This is a genomic window from Microcystis sp. BLCC-F210 (assembly GCF_042134685.1).
Taxonomy (GTDB): Bacteria; Cyanobacteriota; Cyanobacteriia; order Cyanobacteriales; family Microcystaceae; genus Microcystis; species Microcystis aeruginosa_D.
This window is the reverse complement of record NZ_CP169647.1, coordinates 1,375,001-1,398,252: the sequence shown is the minus strand read 5'-3', so window position 1 is coordinate 1,398,252 and position 23,252 is coordinate 1,375,001. Positions and strand designations below refer to the sequence as shown.

Sequence of the window (23,252 nt, the reverse complement as noted above, 5' to 3'; positions counted from 1 at the left end):
CCTAGCTTTCTAGACGTTAGATCTAGCGGTTTTGTCACCATAGCAACCGCTGTTTTTTCCCAAAAAATCAGTACAAGTCCCCAAAAAGTTAGTTTATACCCCTGATTAATGGTTTAGATACTGATAATTCAACCTCAGCAAGGCTGTCAAGATAGAATAAAGAAAAAGCAGGAGTTTAGTTAAAATGTCTTTATCACTGATTACCCGTAAATTTACGGTGGAAGAATACGAAAAAATGGCAACCGAGGGAATAATCAAACCCGATGAAAAAGTGGAATTAATTCGAGGAGAAATCATCAAAATGTCACCGATGGGAACCCGTAATGCTTCTATTGTAGATAGATTAATACAATTATTCTATCAAAAGTTAGGACAGAAAATTATTCTCAGGGTGCAAAATCCGATTAGATTAAATAATAATTCTCAACCAGAACCAGATTTAAGTTTACTAATACCTCGATCGGATTTTTATGTTGCTGCCCATCCTTGTCCTCAAGATATCTATTTAATTATTGAAGTTTCCGATTCTACCCTCGATTATGATCGCTATACTAAAATACCTCTTTATGCGGAGGCAAATATTAAAGAGGTTTGGATTGTCAATCTCAAGGAAGAATGTTTAGAAGTTTATCGCTATCCGCTGCAGGGTAGTTATCAGGATATGCAGAAATATTATCGAGGTGAAAGTATTTTTATTGAATCCTTTCCAGAAATAGAGTTAACTTTCACTGAAATACTCGGTAATATTTATTAAATTAAATTATAGAGCGTTTCTTATACTATTTTCTTTATTTCTGAGTAGGTAGGCGTTAAAAATTATCAGACACCCCCCTTATCAAGGGGAGCAGGGGGGATCGAACCTAAAATCCATTTTTAATTTAATTATATTATAACCAGCTACTTGGCAGGCATCCTACTATTCTTTTTCTAAGAGATGACGGTACTTTTCTTGGAGATTTTCTGTTGCTTTAGTTAATTTTCCCTTTTCGTCTAGGATAGGTAGTTTCATGATTTCCGATGAAGCTTTAATTAAAAGCAGTACCTCCCGAAACTTGGCCACATCTTCCTCTAGATGGAGATTAAAATTAGCTCGTGACTCCAGTTCAGTTAAACTCTTAATAGCTCTACTATTCAGACTATTAACCAGGTATTGTAACTCCTTAATTCTGCGCTGAACTTGTCCTAAAAAACCCTTACTTTTATCTAATTGAGCTATTTTATTATCCACTTCCTTGGCGTATTCGATAGCTTTACTTAGGGCCTTTTTCCCTTCTCCTCCTAAGACAAAACCACCAATCATTAAAGCAGGTCCGACGGTAATACCTCCTAAAACCACTGTTCCTAAAGCCATACCACCACCACCGGCAGCTAAAGAACCACCTCCTAACCATGCTAAGGTAGCATTCCAAGCAGCTGCCCCACTAAGTCCACTAATTGCTGTTCCTGTACTAGCAGTACCGAAAAGACCAATTAATCCTAGGGTTCCCTGACTGGCTGCCGAAGCGACTCCCACTACTTTTAAACCTCCTACAGCCAAACTTTGCGCGTCTAAAACTTCTGCTTTAAATTCCTTGAATTGTTCGGCAGAAAATCCCTCAAACCCTTCTAAGAAGCGTTGATGGGATGGGGAGGAATTTTGACCAATTCTTTGACTATTTCTTTGATCAATTCGTCGAACAAACTTAACAAATCTGCCGATAGTGTTGATTTTGACGTTAATTTGTAGTTGACCGTATTCTTCCGCAAATTTTTGGGTAGCTTGAAACTTTTTTTCTAGGGATTTATTGGCTTTTTTGTATCTTTGTTCGGCACTTTTGCCAATTTTTTCCGCCTTTTGTAGCTTGGAGACACCATCAACACCTGCACTAACACCGACACCAGCAGTAACTAAGGCCGCCGCACCAAGAATAATCGGGATAATAAAGATCATGACCGAAAAGCTCCTAGTCTATCCAGTTTTGGAAAATTCTACCAACATAGTTAAAAAAAATCAAGGATTGTATCGGTAGAATTACGGCCCTCTTATTCTTTGTGGCTCTTCGGTTTGTGTTATGCAATGGACGAGGGTTATAAGGGATGGAACCCTTATAGAGAAAGGCATTTAGCGATTTTTGTCAATTGTTTTTGATCTAGAGCGAACTAATCAATTAAATCTTTTGCCAGATAAGGATTTAGTCGATTTATGCAACCCTATCGAACCATACCAAGTAACGAAGAACCTTCTTTGTGTGATAAGTTTAACTTATATAGAAGTGATCAATCTTTGTGTCCTTTGTGTCTTTGTGGTTCGTTCCATGCACTCACCGGCAGGACTATATCTTAGAACATATTTTACCCACCAAACCTAAGAGAGCCATGAGGATTTATAACTTGCGTTCGTAACTTAACAAGGTATTTTTTAATAACATTGCCACCGTCATCGGACCCACACCACCCGGTACAGGAGTAAGATAACTAGCCACTTCTAAAACCCCAGCATAGTCCACATCCCCCACCAAACGGTCAGCGACGCGATTAATCCCCACATCCACCACCACCGCACCCGGTTTTACCATATCCGGGGTGATTAAATTCGCTTTACCGACCGCAGGTACTAAAATATCGGCACTTCTGGTTATTTCTGCCAGATTTTCCGTGCGCGAGTGAGCAATAGTTACCGTAGCGTTTTCCTCCAATAACATTAAAGCTAAAGGTTTCCCCACTAGAATACTGCGACCCAGTACCACCGCGTGCTTACCAGCTATGGGAATATTATATTCTTTCAGCAGTGCCATGACCCCCGCAGGAGTACAACTGCGGATACAGTCCTCACCCCGCACTAAACCGCCTAAATTGAGAGGATGTAAACCATCAGCATCTTTTTTCGGGTCAATTTGGTAGAGAAGGGAAACCGCATCTAAATGCTTGGGTAAGGGTAATTGAATTAAAATCCCGTCCACCCGCTCATCTTGATTGAGACGGACAATTTCCGCTAAAATTTCTGGTTCACTTGTATTGGTAGGAAAATGACGACCAAAGGAGGCCATGCCGATTTTAGTACAAGCTTTCTCCTTATTGCGTACATAAACGGCACTAGCGGGATTATCCCCCACCATCAACACCGCTAACCCCGGAGGTCTTCCCATTGAAGATTTTAGCGTCTGGATGCGCTCTCCTAGACCAAGCTGGATTTTTTGAGCTAAGGCTTTCCCGTCGAGAATTTGGCAAGTAGTTACGGACATTCTATGATAATACCGAGAACAAAAATCTTTCGGATCTATTCTATGGTCAAAAAGATTGGCTAATCGCACTCGTTAAGGTTAAAGCAAGAATGTCTATTCAGACTCGTGTAGGGCGCATCGGCAGTTTATTATTATTGCTAGGGTTATTCGGTTGTAGTACCCTTGCTGACCTCGGTATTGCCGTTCCCTACATCGGTGATCCTCCCCTAACAGCGATCGAGCAATTACAGGAAAAACCAAAAGGCGCTTTAGTTTATCTTAGGGGAACTGTCAGCAATTATGCCCCTTTTTTAGCGGGAGGGGCCTATCTTTTGCAGGATGGGTCTGGCAAGATTTGGATTCGCACCAATAGCAATAAATTACCCCGTCAAGGCGAAGAAATCGTCATTAAGGGCAAAATTGACTTTGAGGCTATTCCCCAGGGTTCTCAAACCGTTAACGAAGTGTATGTGGTGGAATTAGAACAGATGGATGCAGTAGCGGTTAATTCGGTTCCCACTCCTTCCCCGTCCCCAGAAATTAAACCTTCCCCCACCTCAGAGGTTAAACCCCCAGAAAATAATTCTCCCCCAATCTCAACTAAACCCCTGGAAAATCCCCGACAGGTGACAATTCCCACCGCAGCTGAAACAAAACCTCCAGAAACTCCCGTCGTCACCCCCGTTAAACCCAATCCCCCCGCGCAACCCGTCGCGGAAGCGATTCCCCCCCAACCCCCCGCAGTGGTTAAACCCATCCCAGATCCCCTCGATGCTTTCTTTTTACCCCATAAACAAAGCGAGAAATAGCTAGGCTTGCTGAAAATTACTGTAAGCTTTACTAGAAAATGGTTTTGGCACTTTTTTAACCCAAAAAGTGCCAGAGACAAACGTTGAGAAATCGATCCGAGGGACTCAAAACCCTTGCACTTTCTGGAGACGAACGCAAAGGGTTCCGCTTCCAGGCAGCAATTCTCATTTTGAAATAAATAGAGCATTAACCCCGATTTTGGCAGGGAAAATATAGTACGAAGCAACTATTTTCTAGAAGAGGCGAACAATAAAAAAAACAATTGGCTAGACAAATTAAGTATAAATACTCAAGCAATCAAAGAGGTTGGCTGAGAACGAACGGGGTTAAATCAGGAAGATAGTTCTGTTTTTAGAATAGAGAATTCAAGGGAAATAAAAATTTATAATTATTGTCAGCTAAGGTAAAATGGGTGAGATAGAAATCCACCAGCACGTCAAATTATTCCAAGATGGCTCAAAAAGCGGCAACCCTAGAAATTTCGGAATTAATGCAATTTTTACATCAAGAATTAGATGATTTACCCGATGAGAGGAAACCTGGAAATAATAGAAAATATGAGATAAAAGATGCCGTGATGGCTGCATTTTCAGTCTTTTTTACTCAGTCGCCGTCTTTTTTAGACCATCAACGTTTAATAAAAAGCAATAAGGAAAAAGATAATGCTGAAAGTTTATTTTCAATTAAAAAAATTCCTGGGGATAATCAAATAAGAAATTTGTTAGATCCAGTGCCAGCATCTAATATCTCTAGGACTTTTCAAAAAGTCTATGAATGGTTAAAAGAAAAGGGAGTTTTGAAAAAGTTTCTCTACTTAGATGGAGAAATATTAGTGGCGTTAGATGGCACAGAATATTTCTCATCCAAGAAAATTAATTGCCCTCATTGTAACTGTCGTAATCATCGAAATGGAACTACAACTTATTTTCATGGCTGTGTCACACCGATAGTAGTTTCTCCTAAGCAAAAACAAGTAATTAATTTAGAGCCAGAATTCATTAAAAAACAAGATGGACATCAAAAACAAGACTGTGAAAATGCGGCCATTAAAAGATGGTTAAATAGGAATCATAAAAATAAGTATGGTTATCCTGTAACTCTTTTAGGAGACGACTTATATTCTCACGAACCTGTTTGTAAATTAGCGGTAAAACAAGGTTATAATTTTATTTTTGTTTGTTTGGAAACGTCGCATAAAACTTTATATGAATGGCTAGAATTTTTAGAAAAAAGTGGCGAAGTTAGGACCGTTGAAAAGAAACAATGGGATGGACGAAAAAATCTAATTTATCGTTATCGTTATGCTTCTAGAGTTCCCTTAAGAGAGGGGGACTCAAGTCTCGAAGTTAATTGGTGTGAAGTGACTGTTATTAATGAAAAAACCCAGAAAACTATCTACCAAAATAATTGGATAACTAATCATAAAATCACGGAAAATAATGTCGAAGAAATTGTCAAAGCTGGACGTAGCAGATGGAAAGTTGAAAATGAAGGCAATAACGTTCTTAAAAATCACGGTTATAATTTAGAGCATAACTTTGGTCACGGTCAGAATCATTTGTGCGAGTTCTTATTGTCTTTAAATTTACTAGCTTTTTTATTTCATACCGTGTTGGATTTAGTTAATTACACCTATCAAAAGATTCGTGAGCTATTAGTAACTAGGACTTCTTTCTTTAATGATATTCGTACCCTATTAAAATTTATTTGGTTTAAGAATTGGTCGGAATTTTTCTCATTTATTCTAACCGAATATGTCCCATTTAAAAAAGTAAATTCTAGTTAAAAATGTCAATTTTTCGAGAGAAGGAAAGATTATTTTATTCATTGAAAAAACCACAAATTAGGTCAGAATTTCAGCTAAATTTATGAGTTGAGATAAGTTTTTTATGGGCAGATATTTTAAAACTGTCTCTTGAAGCTAATTATGATGATTATCTTGAAAAAAAATGATAATTAGACAGAAGTTCTCTATGTGAACAAGAGAACTTTATCTTCTTTTGTTTTCAAAATGAGAATTGCTGGATATAGTGCTTTTTGATTGACAAAAAGTCTGAAAGTCTTACCCAACCAAGCTCAAATCTCCTAAATTCACCTGGGGATGAGTGCCGAGTTTTTTTGCGTCCGTCTAACTTGGTCTGGCTCGATACCCTACCCTGCGCCAACAAAAAAACCATCTTGGGCAAGATGGTTAAACACAACGAGTATAAACCGATAAACTTGACTTCAGACCGCTTTTTCTGGCCCCGTAGCGACGGGCAGATCCGTGGTACTATACTCTGTCCAAGAACCCTCATAGATTCGCACCTTGGGATAACCGAGCAGATGTTTGAGGACAACATACTGTAAAGTCGCTTCCCGTCCGGTACTGCAACTGACGATAATATTATCCGAGGGCTTGATGTTGCGTTGGGCAAGAATCTTCCTGATTTCGTCTAAGGATTGCAATTTATGGGGATTTTTCAGGGATTCATCGGGATTATTCGCTTCGGTAAAGGTTGGCCAGGGGATATTTTTCGCCCCTGGAATATGACCATTTCTCAGCCAGATATCCTGTTTCCCCTGAAAAAGTTCTTCGGGTCTGGGATCGATAAAAACCACATCTGGTTTGCCGATCAATTTCTCTACTTCTGCTAAAGTCACCCGAATCGAGGGATTATCACGAACAGTAAAGCTCCCTGGTTGATATTTAGGGAATTCTTTCGTTACCTTTTGTTCAGAAGCCTTATAACCCTTAAAACCACCATCTAAGACGGCTACATCTCGGAAACCCGATCGCTCTAATAAATAAGCCACCATGGTTGCCCCCAAGACATCGCGACCATCGGAATATACTACCACTCGATCGCCATTAGTGATTCCCGCAGCGGCAAAAAGGCTGCCAATTTTATCCTCTTGCCAATATTGAACTGGCAAAAATCCGTTCGGTCCGCGAAAATTATTATCGGCTATATTCACCGCTTTCGGTAAATGACCGGTGATATATTCCAAAGGATTAATCCGCACATCGAGAATTTTTAACTTCGGATCTTTGAGATTTTGCGCTACCCAAACCGGCGATACAAAGTCTATCTTAGTCTCAGATTTAGACGTGGCCATCAGGGGTGATGACGGTGCTAAGGTAAAGGTTAAAATGCAGAGGAGAACTAAAGTGAAAAAAGTAAGGGGACGGCTTTGAAACCGTCCTAGGGATAGACCCTTCCCTTTAGGCATTTTTGGTTTCATGATTCAGTGTCAACGAGGAATATCAAACGATGATCACTATAGGGCTTTGATTAGCTTTATCCAAAAATTTAGGTATAACGTGATATTTTTTTGGCAGCAAGTCGTCAACTAATTATTAATTTCCTCTTGACTGTTGATCTCCTTGGGTGTCTCTAATAACTGTTGCAACCAAATATGAACTAGGAAATATCAGGCGATCGCTAAAAGCCAAGCGGCAAGGATGTCACTGGGAATCTGATCACCACAACTACGGGAGAGCTTTAAAGATTAGCTATTTTTCTGGTGATAGTAACGATGAAAGGTTTCCAAGCAAGACTGATTAAATAACCCAATCCTGCCACTAAAATAATTGTCGCCCCTGAGGTGAGATTTAAACTATAGGATAACCATAAACCAACCAAAGTAAAGATAATTCCTAAAATAATCGCTAGGATCATCATTCCCTTCATATTTTTAACAAATTGTCCACTGATAGCGGCGGGAATAGTTAATAAAGCAATTACCATAATTAATCCTACCACTTGCATTACTGCCACAATAGTTAAAGCGGTTATTCCCATTAAACCTAAATAAATTATCTCCACGGGAATATTACGAATAATCGCAAAAGTTTCATCAAAAGATATGGCTAACAACTCTTTATAAAAGATACTAACTAAGGTTATAATTATTATATCTATTGATGCCATTATCCATAAATCATCCCTCGGTACAGTTAAAATACTACCAAAAAGATAACTCATTAAATCAGCTTTATAACCGGGGGTTAAATCAATAAAAATTACCCCAATCGCCATACCAATCGCCCACATCACCCCGATTAAAGTATCAGCTCTCTCCTGGATGCGACGCTGTAAAAAACCCATGCCTAAGGCCGAAAAAAAGGTAAAAAATATCGCCCCCACCACAGGATTAATCCCGAAAAAATAACCGATTCCTATCCCTCCATAGGCAGCATGAGCTATTCCCCCACTGATAAAAACCACGCGATTAACTACTACCAAAGTACCGACAATCCCACAGGCAATACTAACTAATATTCCTGCGGCGATTGCATGGCGCATAAAATCAAATTGTAAGGCCTCTAGCATAGGGAATTATGAATTATGAATTATGAATTATGAAATTGTGTGTGGAGTGTAGGGAGCTTTTTCAGTAAACAATAAACTAAAAACTCACATCTGATAACTGATAACTGATAACTGATTATTGATAACTCTCAATTACTTGACGAAAATCGCTTTTTTGTTTGACTCCGCGCATTTCCTTGACTAATTCCCGATCCTTAAAGAATTGTACCGTGGGAGTCCCGGTTACTTGACCCATTTTGGCAATTTCTGGGTCAGCTTCGATGTCAATTTCCACAAAATAAATTTTGCCATCGTACTCATCGACCACTTTATCTAAAATCGGTTTCAGGGTTTTACAGGGGCCACAGGTGGGAGAAACATATTTTACCATTAACAAGCGATCGCCATCGTGGAATAATTTCCGCAAAGCATAACCTCCAACGTGACGGGTTTTGTTAATATCAAAAGTTTCCTCCGTATCGGCCGGGGTTTCGCTAACGGTTTTCGTCTCGTAATGTTCAGAAGTGGCTGATTGACGGTATTCTTGGATTAAATTATGCTCCGATAACCATCTTTCTGCCAATAACGCCGCCATACACCCCGTACCTGCGGCGGTGATGGCCTGACGGTATTCGTGGTCCTGTACGTCTCCTGCGGCAAAAACCCCCTCAACGCTGGTAGCAACAGTCCCCGGTTTGACTTTCACATAACCCACCTCGTCTAATTCTAGTTGTCCTTGGAAGAGGGAAGTATTGGGAGTGTGACCGATGGCATAAAATAACCCTCTAACGGCTAATTCACTGATTTCTCCCGTTTGCGAGTTTTTAATGCGTATTCCTGCCATTTTACTGCCTGTACCGAACACATCCACCGCTTGGGTGTGAAAATGAACGGTAACTTTCGGATTATTTAACACCCGGTCCTGCATTGCTTTCGAGGCACGCATCGCTTCCCCGCGAATTAATAAATGGACGTGGGAGCCGTATTTAGTTAAATATACGGCTTCTTCGGCCGCAGAGTCACCGCCACCAATGACAGCGAGGTTTTCCTCTCTAAATATCGGTGTAGCACCGTCACAGATAGCACAAGCGGAAATCCCGTTACTCCAGAATTGGGCCTCGCTGGGTAATCCTAAGCGTTTGGCAGTAGCTCCCGTGGCGATAATAATACTATTGGCCTTAACTTCCCGGTCCGTGGAACGAATGGTAAAAGGACGCTGACTTAAATCCACCGAGATAACATCTTCGGTATAGCATTGGGTCCCCCATCTTTCGGCCTGTTCCTTCATTCTTTCCATCAGTTTCGGACCGGTGATTCCTTCGGGAAAACCGGGGAAATTTTCTACTTCTGTGGTGGTCATCAATTGTCCCCCCGGAATACCTCCCGCTTGGAAACCCTCAAACATCAAGGGTTTTAAGTTCGCACGCGCCGCATAAATCGCCGCCGTATATCCCGCGGGTCCCGAACCAATAATGACTAAATTCTCGACAGTCATAACCGTAAATGCAACTCATAACGACTACGCTTTTTATTATAACAGATAATGTCGGGTGGGTTAGACGACGATAAGTTAGATAGTTTACCTTAATATTTTTCGTTACTGACTCTACCAGTGGGTGAAGTCTGCTGCAAATTGAGATAGGGATAACAGTTTAATGCGGGTATCTTGAGCGACTTTTTGACGCATTTGAGCGGTATTATAACCCCAATCGGCTAAATATAAGCCCACATCGTTTAAATCTGCTTGTTGCTCCACTAATTCCAACGCATCGAGACGATCCTCGACGAACCACAAATTAGCGGGAGATTCCGGTAAATCAGCCAGTATTTGTTGAATAGTGACGTATTTCGGCTGTTTAATTTCCTTGCCAATTAATCTCGCTCCCGGAAAATCAATTGCTACTTTTTGTAACAATTGCTTGACAAAACGACTTTCTTTGGTAGTGATGATATAAACCAAAAAATCCGAGTCTAAAAGAGAGGCCAAGCGATCGATCGCGGGTTGATAAAATTGATGTAAAGTTAACCAAGACTCTAGATCCGACTCAATCCATCGATCCCGAAGACTATCAAGAGCATTTGAGAGAACTTTTTTCGCTATTTTCTCCCTTTCTAGCAGATTTTGCCGAATTGACGGCCAATTATTTAAAGCTTCCCCGTCGGGAATACCGAGAACAAGCGCTCGCAACAGTAAAGGCATTTCCCAACCGGTTTCGATAACGGGACGAAGTTGCGAAAACCTAGGAAAAAAATCCTCGGGAATTATTTCTGGCCAAAGGGTTTCATAGGTGCGTTTGCTAATCTGAAAATACTCGATCATGCCATCACAAAGAACACCATCAAAATCGAGTGCTAGAATGCGGGGGGATTGATTCATAAATGCTGGTTTAATCTCAATAATGGCAGTATAGCGCAGGGAAAATTAAAAAGTTGTCTGGTACATCATGCTATTAGGTGTTCATCGCTTCATCGTTAATATAACATAGCTGTCTGATGATTTCTGTAACAGAATTTTTCAATCCCTCTACATGAATCCAACCCACATATACAGCATATACGATATTTTGATGATTGTCCTGTATATAAACATGATGGACACGATATAAATCTGAGCTTAAATAAATATAACCACTGGCATCTTTGAATTTACCTTCTAGTAATATTTTTTCTTTTAAAGGTTTCATTTTTGCCACATCTTTAGTCACTCCAGATATTTTAGCTATTCTTTCTATGGCAAGATCAACACAAGTGTTATTACTGTAACTATTGCTATGATTATAATCCTGCTGATTAAAATAAATTGTCTCTACGATATTTTTAGCCACTTTATCTGATGCTAGGTAATAGGTATGAGCATTAAGGGAATTTAAGACAACGGCAGCAATTTCTACAGAATCAAAAATATTGCCAGTCGCTTCTAGATAATAATCGCTCATTAAAATCTTGGATACATCGGTTATAGAATCAAAAAGAGGACGAATTGGATAAGCGATAATATCGGAGGAATTGATCAGATTATTCCAGAGCAAACGCTGACTTTTATGCTGGGTAATAAATTTTTCAATTTGATTGGTATCAATGCCTAAAGTTAAATTTAAAAATGGGATCGGTGAACCCATTGTTGTTACACTAGATAGGGAAAGTTTGCCCCGTTCTTTACCGATAAGATCACGAATTTCATGAGCGGGATCTTTAGGATCAAAACGCTCGGAAAATAACAGATCCCAAAGGATTACAGTACCTAAAGAATGGGCGACTATATGTAATTCGGTTTCCTGGGGATAAGCTTGAACAAGATCGATTAATTGATCGGCAATAATGCGGCGAATTTGTTTTCCTCGATCGCTGCCTAAATAGCTAAATGCGTCACCGATAAAATAAGATAAATACTCTTTTCTAAAATTTTGATAGCGAAAGGATTGTTCGGGATTAAAATTACTATTTTTCTGTTTTTGTGTCTGTAATTCTTGATCAATATCTCGCCATAATTTTTCGGTTCCTTTGAGGACATTTCCCCAGAATCCTGCATAACAGTAGGGAATCGCCAGATTTTTGCGTTTACATTCTTCTTCAATTAGTTTAATTAATTTATTGGCATAACTAGCATCTCTTGTGGCCACTCCATGAATAAAATAAATAAGCATAATAGATTTATCTCAATAAGCGTTGATCAGAATCTCTCACCTTCTTACTATACCCTTCTAGCTTTAGAAAAATATCAGGATAGAGCGAGTATATTGAACAGTAATCAGTAAAATAAAAACTCACATCGGATAGCTGATAAGCTGATAACTGACTCGCGATTACTGATTCGACATTTGGGCGGTGATTACGGTGAAATCAATCGCTTTTTCGCCCCTTCTGATTCTTAGGGGTAAAGATTGACCAATCCCAGCTTTTTCCACCATTTCCTGTAACTGAGTGCCATCGCTAACCGGTTGATTATTAACTTTAACAATCACATCCCCGCGACGGATCCCAGCTTTTTCGGCGGGGGTATTAGGTAGGACTTTCACCACCAAAATTCCCGACACTTCCGGCACAATCATGGGGGAATTGGGGTTTTGATTATTAGCCCGGGCTAAATCGGGAGTTAGATTAACCATCTGTACACCGATATAGGGATGGGCTACCTTTTGACCTGATTCTAGGGTTGCTTGTAACTGCTTGGCCCGGTCGATGGGAATGGCAAAACCGATCCCCATAGCATCGGCACGAATTGCCGTATTGATGCCGATGACTTCTCCTTGAGCGTTAAGTAAAGGACCGCCGGAATTGCCCGGGTTAATAGCGGCATCGGTTTGGATAAAATCAATGCGTTTATCGGGAATACCCGCCTTAGCCGCCGAGCGCCCGATCGTGCTAATAATTCCTAAAGTTACCGTATTATCTAGACCGACGGGATTTCCTACAGCGATCGCCCAGTCCCCCACTTGTATAGATGAGGAATTGCCGAGGACGGCTACAGGTAAATTTTCCCCTTGGGGATTAATTTTCACCACGGCTAAATCAGTGAGCCGATCAGTACCGCGGACTTCCCCCTTGAAGCTACGACCATCTTTTAGAGTTACCGTTACCTTATCGGCATTATCGACCACATGGGCGTTAGTTAAGATTAAACCATTGGCATCGATAATAAAACCCGATCCCTGGCCAGCCACTCGCTGTTGGGTAGGAAGACGAAACTGGTCCCCAAAAAACTCCTGAAAAAAAGGATCATCAAAAAAGGGGCTATTGGGACGAGTAATGATCGCTTCTGTGTCAATTCGCACCACCGCCGCACCCGTGCGGGCCACTGCCTTAGCGACAAAACTTTCCGCTGTCATCTCCGGGGGAATTATAGCCAGATCGGCGGCAGTGCTGGGCAGATTTTGGGCATTTACCGCCGCTAAACTGCTAAAACCGAGCATAACTCCCAGAAAAGTTGCTAAAGCATGGGTAATAGTTCGCCGTAACTCTGTAGGAAGTTTCATACTTTGATCTCTGATTCTGATGTTTTAACTGTTTCTGTCCATCGGTTGACAGACCGACTATTAAAAATCTAACAAATCGATCGCTCCGATTAAATCGATGGTTGACACCAAATCCGCCAGCAGACGGATTTGGTTATGGTTTGCCGTTTACTAATCTCTGATCACTAGGGGCGATTGCAGGGTAATATTTAAATCTCGATCGGGGTTAACAGAGTATAACTGCACGGAACTACCACCGACAATTCCCGCCGTCGGTAAACCCCATCCTGCAAGGGTTCCCACGGCTGCCCCCGCTAAAACGTCGAGAACTTCGATCTTGCGATCGCCCGTGAGAGCAGCGATCGCTGTGGCTGCCCCCGCACCGGCAACGGTTCCCGCTAAGATATCTTGAGTTTTTGCCCCTTTACGCAGGGTTTCAGTGGTAGTAATTAATCGCGAAGTGGCATTGAGGGGAATAGTGCGATTACCCCCATCGAGGCCAATTCCATCGGCAATAAACCGCACACCTCGGCCCACCGCTTGTAAAGTACCCTTGACTTCACTTCCCGCTGCAATCACCACACTCCCATTTCGGTCGCGAATATCTCTGGCTACGGTTAAAGTCAGAGGAATAACATCACTTTTAGAAACTAAAATTTTATCGGCTTTCTCGTAATTCAAAGGAATAACTGTTCCGGCCGGAATCGAGATTTGTTGAGTGATGAGACGTTGCCGATTAATATTACTTTGAGCGAGGACCGGAAAAGTACCGGACATGGAACCCATGAGCAGGGTAATCAGTAAAGCTGTACTGGCTCTAGTAACAGGATTCATAGACATAGCGGTTATCCTCTCAAAAAACAACAGTGAACTTTCTCTGTTTCTAGATTATTTTTTTCTGTCTGTCATGTCAGTCCCCTCAACAGGGAATTTTTTCCCTCCCTATAGGGAAAAAAGTAGAATCGGACAATTTCCGCATTTTGTTCATAGACTGCAAAAGAGAGTCGAAAAGCCTAAAATAGTAAAAAACCTCGGATTGCCATCGTCTATGGAACTTGCTGCTGGAAAAATCCTTAGTCATCGCTACCAAATTATCCGTCAATTGGGAAAAGGGGGATTCGGACAAACTTTTTTGGCCTGCGATCGCCAGTTACCCAATGAAAATCGTTGTGTGATCAAACAATTTAAACCCCAGTGCAAGGATGCCGAAACTGTAGCTATCGCTAGACGACTCTTTGAAACCGAGGCAAAAATACTGCAAGAATTGGGCAGTCATCGCCATATTCCCCATTTATTTGCCTATTTTGAGGAAAATGGGCAATTTTTCCTCGTGCAAGAATACATTGAAGGGGAAGATTTAGCCACAGAAATTAATGCCGGTATCTATAGGCAAGATGAGGGGAAAGTGATGGCTTTATTAACAGAAATTCTCTCAATTCTCGAATTTGTCCATCACAAACAGGTGATCCATCGCGATGTTAATCCCTTCAATCTTATTCGTCGCCGTCAAAATCATCAATTGGTTTTAATTGATTTTGGTGCTGTCAAACAAATAAGCACTCAAGTAGTTAAAGATGGTAAAACCGTTTCTACCATCGCTATTGGTACCCCCGGTTATTTCCCCAGTGAACAGGCCCAGGGTTATCCGCGTTTTAGCAGCGATATCTATGCCACTGGTATTGTTGGATTACAAGCTTTAACTGGCAAAGATCCCGAAGATATTCCACTGGATGCTCACACGGGAGAAATTCTCTGGCAACATTTGGCCATGACTAGCGCCGAGTTTAGTTATGTTATCGAGCGCATGATCCGCTATGATTTTCGTCAGCGTTATACCAGCGCTGGTCAAGCATTAATTGATCTGAGAAAATTAGGGAAGATTCATCATCTCGCCCCGAAAACTACCCAGGCAGTGAAACCTCAAAGTCAGGTCGCTCGTCAAGGTAAATCTTGGCTAACAAAAATTTTATTTGTCTGTGGGACAATTGGCTTAATAGCTGGTGCTTATCTGGGTTTTGACTATTGGCAAAATTCTCGTAATTCTCTGGGTTACTATCAAAAAGGTCAGACTTTTTATCAACTTAAACGCTATGCTGATTCCCTCAATTCCTATGATCAGTCCTTAAAAATTAATCCCGATTATCTTGAGGCATTGCAGGGAAAAGCCGATGCTTTATTAGCTTTAAAAAGATACTCTGACGCTTTAAATACCTACGAAAAAGCTATTCAAATTAACCCAGATTCCGCTTGGCAAGCTTGGCTCGGTCGCGGGGAAGCTTTAGATAAATTAGGCAAAAATCAGGAGGCATTAGAAAGTTTTGAGCGGGTCTTATCTCTTAATCCTGCCGCTAGTCAAGCTTGGCAAGGTAAGGCCGATATCTATCTAGAACTACAACAATATTCCGCCGCCCAAAAAGCTCTTGACAAATTGTTAACTTTTCAGCAAAATGATGCCAAAATCTGGTATAAAAAAGGCTGGTCATTACAAAATCTTGAGGATTATGAAGGGGCAGTTAAAGCCTACGATCAGGCTCTAGCGATCGAATCGGATAATCCCTTAATTTGGTATCAAAAAGGTAATAGTTTGTATCAATTAAATAAAGTCAATGATGCTTTAGAAAGTTATAGCAAAGCTGGACAATTTAATCCCCAATTTTCCCAAGCTTACTATAGTCAAGGGGTTATTCTGCAAAAATTAGGTCGTAATTCAGAAGCTTTGGAGGCATTTACTCAAGCAACTAAAGCCAATTCTAATTATTATCAAGCATGGTTACATCAAGGGTCATTACTTCATCAAATGGAAAGATTTCAAGAAGCGATCGCATCCTACGAAAAAGCTCGCCGTCTTTCTTCCCAAAAAGCCGAAGTTTTTATCGGTATCGGTAACGCTTGGTATCGTTTAGGCGATAATTATCAAGCTATAACCGCCTATCAACAGGCAATTCAAAGACAAAAAGATAACCCCGAAACCTGGAAAAGTTTAGGCAATAGTTGGTTTAAAATCGGTCAATACGATCGAGCGATTCCAGCTTATCAAGAATCACTTCGTTATCGTTCCAATGACCGAGAAGTGCAGGCACAAAAACTACTGGCAGAAACTCGCTGGCAAGAACTTCAGCAATCTCCCCAAAACCAAACCCCCAAAGTCGATAAGGAGGAACCTGTTCCCTAACTTCCGCTCTTTTTCGGCAGCTTTATCGCTTTTTACCAGTATTTCTTGGCAATAATTCCCGTCCTTGATAAAACTGTTTTTTCAGTTCCCCCAAGCGCCAATAAACTGCCACCATAATAACAGTTAATGCTGTCAGCACTGTCACGGCAATGAAAGCCGATTGACCGAAAATTAGGGCTAAAAGTGGTAAAGATAGACCAAGAATAATAGCGATCGCTAATGTTAACCCCCGCAGACGATTAATATTTTTTCAGCAATTCTCATTTTAAAAAGTAACAAGTGATACAGACAGAAACAAAGCTTTAAGCAAGCTACAAAATGCGCTCCCGCGAGTGCGACTGCATCGCAGAGAAGTGAGTATATAGAGTATTTATACTCAAAATATTTGAAAGATGGGAGAAATCTAGAACAAAAGTTCTCTACATCAGAAAGAGAACCAAATAAAAATTGATGATTGTTGTCTGTTGAGGTAAAATTATTAAGTTGGAAATATTAATTAATCAAACTGTTCTGCGATGACGAAAAAGGCTGTGACTTTAGAAATTCCTGAATTAATACAATTTTTAGTTCAAGAATTACATGACTTACCCGATGACAGAAAACCAGGAAACAATACCAAATATCAGGTAGAAGATGCAGTTAAGGCGGCTTTTTCGGTTTTTTTTACTCAGTCACCTTCTTTTTTAGAGCATCAACGTTTGATGAAAAGTAGTAAGGGAAAAGATAATGCTTCAAGTTTATTTGGTATCAAAAAAATACCTGGTGATAATCAAATCAGAAACCTGTTATATCCTATCCCAGCTGCCACAATATTTGGCTCTTTTCAACAAGTCTATCAATGGTTAAAAAAACAGGGAGTTATTAAAAAATTTTTCTACTTAGATGAGGAAATTTTAATAGCTTTAGATGGTACGGAATATTTTTCTTCAAAGAAAATTAGTTGTCCCCATTGTAATTGCCGCAATCATCGTAATGGAACGACAACTTATTTTCATGGTTGCGTCACGCCAATTGTGGTTTCTCCTGAGCAAAAACAAGTGATTAATTTAGAACCAGAATTTATTAAAAAACAAGATGGGCAGCAAAAACAAGATTGTGAAAATGCGGCTGTTAAAAGATGGTTAGATAAGAATCATCAAAAGAAGTATGGTTATCCTGTAACCCTGTTAGGAGATGACTTATACTCTCGCCAACCTATCTGTGAGTTAGCTCTAAAACAAGGTTATAATTTTATTTTTGTTTGTCTTGAAACTTCTCATAAAACCTTATATGAATGGCTAGAATTTTTAGAAAAAAGTGGAGAAGTTAAAGCCGTAGAAAACAGCAATTCTCATTTTAAGGTTTCATGACATTAAAACCCTTGCACCCAGAGGGGTTAATAATTCTTAACGAATCTCTAGATCGCTGAAACAACGCAAAATCGTTTCAAAATGAGAATTGCTGCGTAGAAAAGAAACAATGGGATGGACGAAAGAATCTCATTTATCGTTATCGTTATGTTTCTAGAGTTCCTCTGAGAGAGGTCGAGTCAAGTCTCGAAGTTAATTGGTGTGAAGTCACGGTCATTAATGAAAAAACACAGAAAATTATCTATCAAAATAATTGGATTACCAATCATCAAATTACTGAAAATAATGTTGAAAAAATTGTCAAAGCTGGACGCAGCAGATGGAAAGTTGAGAATGAAGGAAATAACGTTCTTAAAAATCACGGTTATAATTTAGAACATAATTTTGGTCATGGTCAAAGTCATTTATGCGAGTTCTTGTTGTCTTTAAATTTACTAGCTTTTTTATTTCATACCGTTTTAGATTTAGTTAATCATACTTATCAAAAGATTCGTGAGTTATTAGTTACTCGCACCAGTTTTTTTAATGATATTCGTACTTTATTAAAATATTTTTGGTTTAAGAATTGGTCAGAGTTTTTCTTGTTTATTCTTACCGAATATGTCCCGCTCAAAAAAATAAATTCTAGTTAAAAATGTCAATTTTTCGAGAGAAGGAAAGATTATTTTATTCATTGAAAAAACCACAAATTAGGTCAGAATTTCAGCTAAATTTATGAGTTGAGATAAGTTTTTTATGGGCAGATATTTTAAAACTGTCTCTTGAAGCTAATTATGACAGCAATTCTCATTTTGAAATAAATAGAGCATTAACCCCGATTTTGGCAGGGAAAATATAGTACGAAGCAACTATTTTCTAGAAGAGGCGAACAATAAAAAAACAATTGGCTAGACAAATTAAGTATAAATACTCAAGCAATCAAAGAGGTTGGCTGAGAACGAACGGGGTTAAATCAGGAAGATAGTTCTGTTTTTAGAATAGAGAATTCAAGGGAAATAAAAATTTATAATTATTGTCAGCTAAGGTAAAATGGGTAAGATAGAAATCCACCAGCACGTCAAATTATTCCAAGATGGCTCAAAAAGCGGCAACCCTAGAAATTTCGGAATTAACGCAATTTTTACATCAAGAATTAGATGATTTACCCGATGAGAGGAAACCTGGAAATAATAGAAAATATGAGATAAAAGATGCCGTGATGGCTGCATTTTCAGTCTTTTTTACTCAGTCGCCGTCTTTTTTAGACCATCAACGTTTAATGAAAAGCAATAAGGGAAAAGATAATGCTGAAAGTTTATTTTCAATTAAAAAAATTCCTGGGGATAATCAAATAAGAAATTTGTTAGATCCAGTGCCAGCATCTAATATCTCTAGGACTTTTCAAAAAGTCTATGAATGGTTAAAAGAAAAGGGAGTTTTGAAAAAGTTTCTCTACTTAAGATGGAGAAATATTAGTGGCGTTAGATGGCACAGAATATTTCTCATCCAAGAAAATTAATTGCCCTCATTGTAACTGTCGTAATCATCGAAATGGAACTACAACTTATTTTCATGGCTGTGTCACACCGATAGTAGTTTCTCCTAAGCAAAAACAAGTAATTAATTTAGAGCCAGAATTCATTAAAAAACAAGATGGACATCAAAAACAAGACTGTGAAAATGCGGCCGTTAAAAGATGGTTAAATAGGAATCATAAAAATAAGTATGGTTATCCTGTAACTCTTTTAGGAGACGACTTATATTCTCACGAACCTGTTTGTGAATTAGCGATAAAACAAGGTTATAATTTTATTTTTGTTTGTTTGGAAACGTCGCATAAAACTTTATATGAATGGCTAGAATTTTTAGAAAAAAGTGGCGAAGTTAGGACCGTTGAAAAGAAACAATGGGATGGACGAAAAAATCTAATTTATCGTTATCGTTATGCTTCTAGAGTTCCCTTAAGAGAGGGCGACTCAAGTCTCGAAGTTAATTGGTGTGAAGTGACTGTTATCAATGAAAAAACCCAGAAAACTATCTACCAAAATAATTGGATAACTAATCATAAAATCACGGAAAATAATGTCGAAGAAATTGTCAAAGCTGGACGCAGCAGATGGAAAGTTGAAAATGAAGGCAATAACGTTCTTAAAAATCACGGTTATAATTTAGAGCATAACTTTGGTCACGGTCAGAATCATTTGTGCGAGTTCTTATTGTCTTTAAATTTACTAGCTTTTTTATTTCATACCGTGTTGGATTTAGTTAATTACACCTATCAAAAGATTCGTGAGCTATTAGTAACTCGGACTTCTTTCTTTAATGATATTCGTACCCTATTAAAATTTATTTGGTTTAAGAATTGGTCGGAATTTTTCTCATTTATTCTAACCGAATATGCCCCATTTAAAAAAGTAAATTCTAGTTAAAAATGTCAATTTTTCGAGAGAAGGAAAGATTATTTTATTCATTGAAAAAACCACAAATTAGGTCAGAATTTCAGCTAAATTTATGAGTTTAAATCGATTTTTCGTGGACAAAGTTCTTAAAACCTGTCTATCTCCAGCTTTGGATGATAATTATCTGTCAAAAAATCATGCTTCTACACAAGTTCTCTATTTAAATAAGAGAATTTTATGGCTCTTCGTTACCCTTTATGCTAAATCAACAGACAAGATGCCAAGATAACATACTTCTAACCCAAAAATTCCGAAAGTTTCTAAAGCCATAGGCTCTCCGTTTTATTAGTTTAAGTTTATTGTTGATTCCCTCGACCACCCCATTCGTGGTCCTTCGCTCGAAATAACTAATAATTTCTCCAAACCAGTTTCGGATTGTTTGACAACTCTTAGTAAAAACACTGGAGGATTTTGCCAACCATTCCGAGATGGATAGCATTCCCTCTGTCGGATTCTCTGAGGTTTCATAAATCTTTCTAAATTCTTCCTTTAATTCCTGCATCTTTTTCAAATTTGGAAAATTTTCTTTGATAGCTTCTAGTTTAATTTTTTGGGTTTCCGTTAAATCTTTTTCATTTTTTAACAAGCTATATTTACTTCGCTTTAAAACTTCTAGCTTCGCTTCTTTTTTCGCTTTCTGTTTTTTATTTTTCTGCGCTTCTACGGCTCTTTTTTCTGCTTTTCTTTGTTCGTCTAACTCTTGATTAATTTGTTTCATTACATGGAATCTATCGGCGACTACCTCGGCCGATGGCATCAATTCTTTCACCAAATTTTTATAGGGCAACCAAAGGTCTATGCTGACTTCTTCAATTTGCTCTAATACCTCTTTTCCCCACCCTGTAAGCGTTTCCCTCAATTCTTCTTGTGTTCGCTTCTCTAGAATAGCTATTAGTTTTCCCGTATCTAAATTTACTAAAACCGCACAGTAATTTTTTTGTCCTTTGACTAGAGCGATTTCATCAATTCCTAGTCTTTTTAATTTCGATAGGTCTGTCTCTGTAATTTCTTCAGCTATGTCCTCTATCATTCTTTGAATCTCTTCTTCCGTTACGTCATTTCTTCGGCTAACATTTAAAATATCTCCTGATTTTAATTGTTCGAGTATATTCTCGGCTAGTCTTTTCGTATAGGTTCGTTTCTTGCCGACAAAATCTAACTCTTCGCTAAAGGGTTTCTGACAATTACCGCACTTAAATTGACGACGATTAACTTGTAGGTACACTGGTTGACCTGAGAGCGGTAAATCTTTGACTAAATGTCGATGATTTTGGTGGAGTTTATCGCTCTCTAACCCACAACGAGGACAGACTGCTTTTTTATTTTTCGATTCGACTGGTCAAACTATACCGATATTTTCTAGGTGTAGATAGCCTTGAATAGAGGTTCCTTCTAGGTTCAAAAATTTGTCAAGTATCATAAGTAAAATACTCTGGTTTTTGGCTATTATATCAAATTTTAACTCGATTGTCTATCTTTTTGTATTAACCAGTTTGTGCCTTAAACCTTTTCCTGTATGGGTTTCAGCTATTTTTGGGCGTAGGCTCTCTCATCGAATTTTATTTTAAGTTAATTATTTGCATAACAGTTACCGAAGAGCCAATTTTATCTGATTTTTTTCAAAATGAGAATTGCTGGACTTGAACAGGTCAAAAGCCTTATTTTAAAAGGGTTTTACCATTATTCAGCAAGCCCTAGGTAATTGACCTCCTCAAAATCGGTAAAACCCTAGGCTCTTCTAGGTTCTGTGTGATAAGTTTAACTGACATTATGATTGATCGATCTTTGTGTCCTCTGTGTCTCTGTGGTTCCTTCCACTGTCCCCCTCTCAGCTAGTTTAACTAAGCCTCAAATTAGGAAACTGACTGAGGTAGAAGTGATTCAATTAGGATTATTTGATCAGGTAAACTTGATGGAATTTGAGAGTGAAGATTATCCCGACGAAAGATTAATTGCTTGTCGAAATCCCTTAATCGCCCAAAAAAATCAACAACCCTTATCCTGAACTGACGTTAAGTAGAACATTGCCGAGAGTGCGATCACCGATTGGCTCGCTCAAACCCCAATCAATTCCTTAACCTCAAAATAGTCTTTTTGTACTAACACATATTCGAGTAGAACGCTCAATTCTTTTGATAGACGACATTTGAGACAATCTATCAAATTTTCGGTTCGAGAAATGAGCGAACGGTGAGTGGAAGTATGTTGTCTTGGCATCTTGTTTGTTGACTCTAGCATAAAGAGTAACGAAGAGCCATTAATAACGGATGCGAGGATCAACATAAGCATTGATAAGATCGATTAAAATACTGGCAAAAACCACAATTGTCGCAAAAAAAGCCATTAATCCCTGGACTGTTGGGTAATCCCGCAGAGAAATGGCGCGATATAACTGATTGCCCAAACCAGGCCAAGAAAAAGTAACCTCCGTCAAGACGGCACCGGCCAAAAGAGCAGCAAAAGTCAAACCGAAGAGAGTAATTAAGGGAATCAGAGCATTTTTAAGCGCATGGGCAATCATAATCGTTTTTTCTGGTATTCCTCTAGCTTTGGCCGCATCAACATAGTCCGCTTGCAAAGTGTGTTTCAGATTAACTCGCACCATCCGTTCAAAAATACCACTCAAAAGAACACCGAGAGTAAAACTAGGTAAAGCTAAATAATAAAAAGCCGTAGGCAACTTATCCAGTTGTAGAGTCATCAGACTATCAAAGGTGTATAAACCCGTAATTGCCTGCGGTGGAGTCTCACTCAAAGGAAAACGAGTCCCCAAAGGAAACCAGCGCAACTGCACCGCAAAAATCAGCTGTAAGAGCATTCCCACCCAAAAAATCGGCAAAGAATAAGTTATCAAACCAAATAAACGCCCCCCCACATCCAAGAGAGTATTCGGACGGGAAGCAGTGATAATACCCAATCCAACCCCCACCATCACCGCAATGAGCATCCCATAAAAAGTTAGTTCCAGCGTCGCCGGAAAATATTGAACAACAATCTCCCACACCGTCACCCCCTTACTAGTTAAAGAGTCTCCCA

Annotated in this window: 15 protein-coding genes and 5 pseudogenes (1 of these 20 cut by a window edge); 7 read left to right on the top strand and 13 right to left on the bottom strand. The window is 39.2% G+C overall.

Features of this window, described 5'->3' with window-relative positions:
- The first annotated feature begins 184 nt into the window (after window positions 1-184).
- On the top strand, window positions 185-754 hold the full coding sequence (locus ACE3JL_RS06620) for a Uma2 family endonuclease (protein WP_375329114.1): 570 nt from the start codon (window positions 185-187) through the stop codon (window positions 752-754).
- A gap of 162 nt (window positions 755-916) precedes the next feature.
- Here the strand turns inward: ACE3JL_RS06620 and ACE3JL_RS06615 are convergent, their stop codons facing one another.
- Window positions 917-1,930 carry a hypothetical protein gene (locus ACE3JL_RS06615; protein WP_375329113.1) on the bottom strand — a complete coding sequence of 338 codons (1,014 nt, stop codon included), beginning with the start codon at window positions 1,928-1,930 and terminating at the stop codon, window positions 917-919.
- A gap of 433 nt (window positions 1,931-2,363) precedes the next feature.
- Window positions 2,364-3,221 carry a bifunctional methylenetetrahydrofolate dehydrogenase/methenyltetrahydrofolate cyclohydrolase FolD gene (gene folD, locus ACE3JL_RS06610; protein WP_271991422.1) on the bottom strand — a complete coding sequence of 286 codons (858 nt, stop codon included), beginning with the start codon at window positions 3,219-3,221 and terminating at the stop codon, window positions 2,364-2,366.
- 89 nt (window positions 3,222-3,310) lie between these two features.
- Between folD and ACE3JL_RS06605 the strand changes: the two genes are divergently transcribed.
- Both ACE3JL_RS06605 and ACE3JL_RS06600 read left to right on the top strand, forming a co-directional pair.
- The gene (locus tag ACE3JL_RS06605; protein WP_271991420.1) at window positions 3,311-4,009 is read left to right on the top strand and encodes an OB-fold nucleic acid binding domain protein; all 699 of its coding nucleotides are present in this window, start codon (window positions 3,311-3,313) and stop codon (window positions 4,007-4,009) included.
- A gap of 452 nt (window positions 4,010-4,461) precedes the next feature.
- Window positions 4,462-5,710, top strand: a pseudogene (locus ACE3JL_RS06600) (ISNCY family transposase).
- Window positions 5,711-6,236: 526 nt separating this feature from the next.
- Here ACE3JL_RS06600 and ACE3JL_RS06595 read toward each other — a convergent pair.
- The 8 genes and pseudogenes from ACE3JL_RS06595 to ACE3JL_RS06560 all read right to left on the bottom strand — a co-directional run bounded on the left by ACE3JL_RS06595 (window position 6,237) and on the right by ACE3JL_RS06560 (window position 14,097).
- Entirely contained in the window at window positions 6,237-7,235 is a 999-nt protein-coding gene (locus ACE3JL_RS06595; RefSeq protein WP_375329112.1) for a sulfurtransferase, read from the bottom strand.
- A 108-nt stretch (window positions 7,236-7,343) separates the two neighbouring features.
- Window positions 7,344-7,478 (bottom strand): annotated as a pseudogene (locus ACE3JL_RS06590) (PAP2 family protein); the annotation flags it as partial.
- Between the two features lie 17 nt (window positions 7,479-7,495).
- Window positions 7,496-8,326: a metal ABC transporter permease gene (locus ACE3JL_RS06585; RefSeq protein ID WP_375329111.1), complete on the bottom strand. Its 831-nt coding sequence runs from the start codon at window positions 8,324-8,326 to the stop codon at window positions 7,496-7,498.
- A gap of 115 nt (window positions 8,327-8,441) precedes the next feature.
- Window positions 8,442-9,800, bottom strand: coding sequence for a thioredoxin-disulfide reductase (gene trxB / locus ACE3JL_RS06580; RefSeq protein WP_375329110.1), 1,359 nt, complete (start codon window positions 9,798-9,800; stop codon window positions 8,442-8,444).
- A 111-nt stretch (window positions 9,801-9,911) separates the two neighbouring features.
- Window positions 9,912-10,682 (bottom strand): HAD family hydrolase, encoded by a 771-nt coding sequence (locus ACE3JL_RS06575; RefSeq protein WP_375329109.1) that lies wholly within the window; start codon window positions 10,680-10,682, stop codon window positions 9,912-9,914.
- A 73-nt stretch (window positions 10,683-10,755) separates the two neighbouring features.
- Entirely contained in the window at window positions 10,756-11,949 is a 1,194-nt protein-coding gene (locus ACE3JL_RS06570) for a hypothetical protein (protein WP_271988346.1), read from the bottom strand.
- Between the two features lie 159 nt (window positions 11,950-12,108).
- Window positions 12,109-13,278, bottom strand: coding sequence for an HhoA/HhoB/HtrA family serine endopeptidase (locus ACE3JL_RS06565; protein WP_271988347.1), 1,170 nt, complete (start codon window positions 13,276-13,278; stop codon window positions 12,109-12,111).
- 150 nt (window positions 13,279-13,428) lie between these two features.
- On the bottom strand, window positions 13,429-14,097 hold the full coding sequence (locus ACE3JL_RS06560; RefSeq protein ID WP_271988348.1) for a hypothetical protein: 669 nt from the start codon (window positions 14,095-14,097) through the stop codon (window positions 13,429-13,431).
- 208 nt (window positions 14,098-14,305) lie between these two features.
- Between ACE3JL_RS06560 and ACE3JL_RS06555 the strand changes: the two genes are divergently transcribed.
- On the top strand, window positions 14,306-16,429 hold the full coding sequence (locus ACE3JL_RS06555) for a tetratricopeptide repeat protein (protein ID WP_375329108.1): 2,124 nt from the start codon (window positions 14,306-14,308) through the stop codon (window positions 16,427-16,429).
- Between the two features lie 22 nt (window positions 16,430-16,451).
- Here the strand turns inward: ACE3JL_RS06555 and ACE3JL_RS06550 are convergent, their stop codons facing one another.
- Window positions 16,452-16,574, bottom strand: coding sequence for a hypothetical protein (locus ACE3JL_RS06550; protein WP_271988350.1), 123 nt, complete (start codon window positions 16,572-16,574; stop codon window positions 16,452-16,454).
- Between the two features lie 370 nt (window positions 16,575-16,944).
- Between ACE3JL_RS06550 and ACE3JL_RS06545 the strand changes: the two are divergent.
- Together ACE3JL_RS06545 and ACE3JL_RS06540 are read left to right on the top strand one after the other, a co-directional pair.
- Window positions 16,945-18,324, top strand: a pseudogene (locus ACE3JL_RS06545) (ISNCY family transposase).
- Between the two features lie 526 nt (window positions 18,325-18,850).
- A pseudogene (locus tag ACE3JL_RS06540) lies at window positions 18,851-20,100 on the top strand (ISNCY family transposase).
- A gap of 321 nt (window positions 20,101-20,421) precedes the next feature.
- Here ACE3JL_RS06540 and ACE3JL_RS06535 read toward each other — a convergent pair.
- Window positions 20,422-21,636: pseudogene (locus tag ACE3JL_RS06535) on the bottom strand (ISL3 family transposase).
- A 354-nt stretch (window positions 21,637-21,990) separates the two neighbouring features.
- Between ACE3JL_RS06535 and ACE3JL_RS06530 the strand changes: the two are divergent.
- Window positions 21,991-22,221, top strand: a complete 231-nt coding sequence (locus ACE3JL_RS06530) for a hypothetical protein (RefSeq protein WP_375329664.1) — start codon at window positions 21,991-21,993, stop codon at window positions 22,219-22,221.
- Window positions 22,222-22,473: 252 nt separating this feature from the next.
- Here ACE3JL_RS06530 and ACE3JL_RS06525 read toward each other — a convergent pair whose 3' ends face one another.
- Window positions 22,474-23,252 carry the 3' portion of an ABC transporter permease gene (locus ACE3JL_RS06525; RefSeq protein ID WP_375329107.1) on the bottom strand. It continues 247 nt past the right edge of the window, so 779 of the gene's 1,026 nt are visible here — the last part of the coding sequence; its start codon lies beyond the right edge, outside the window; it ends in the stop codon at window positions 22,474-22,476.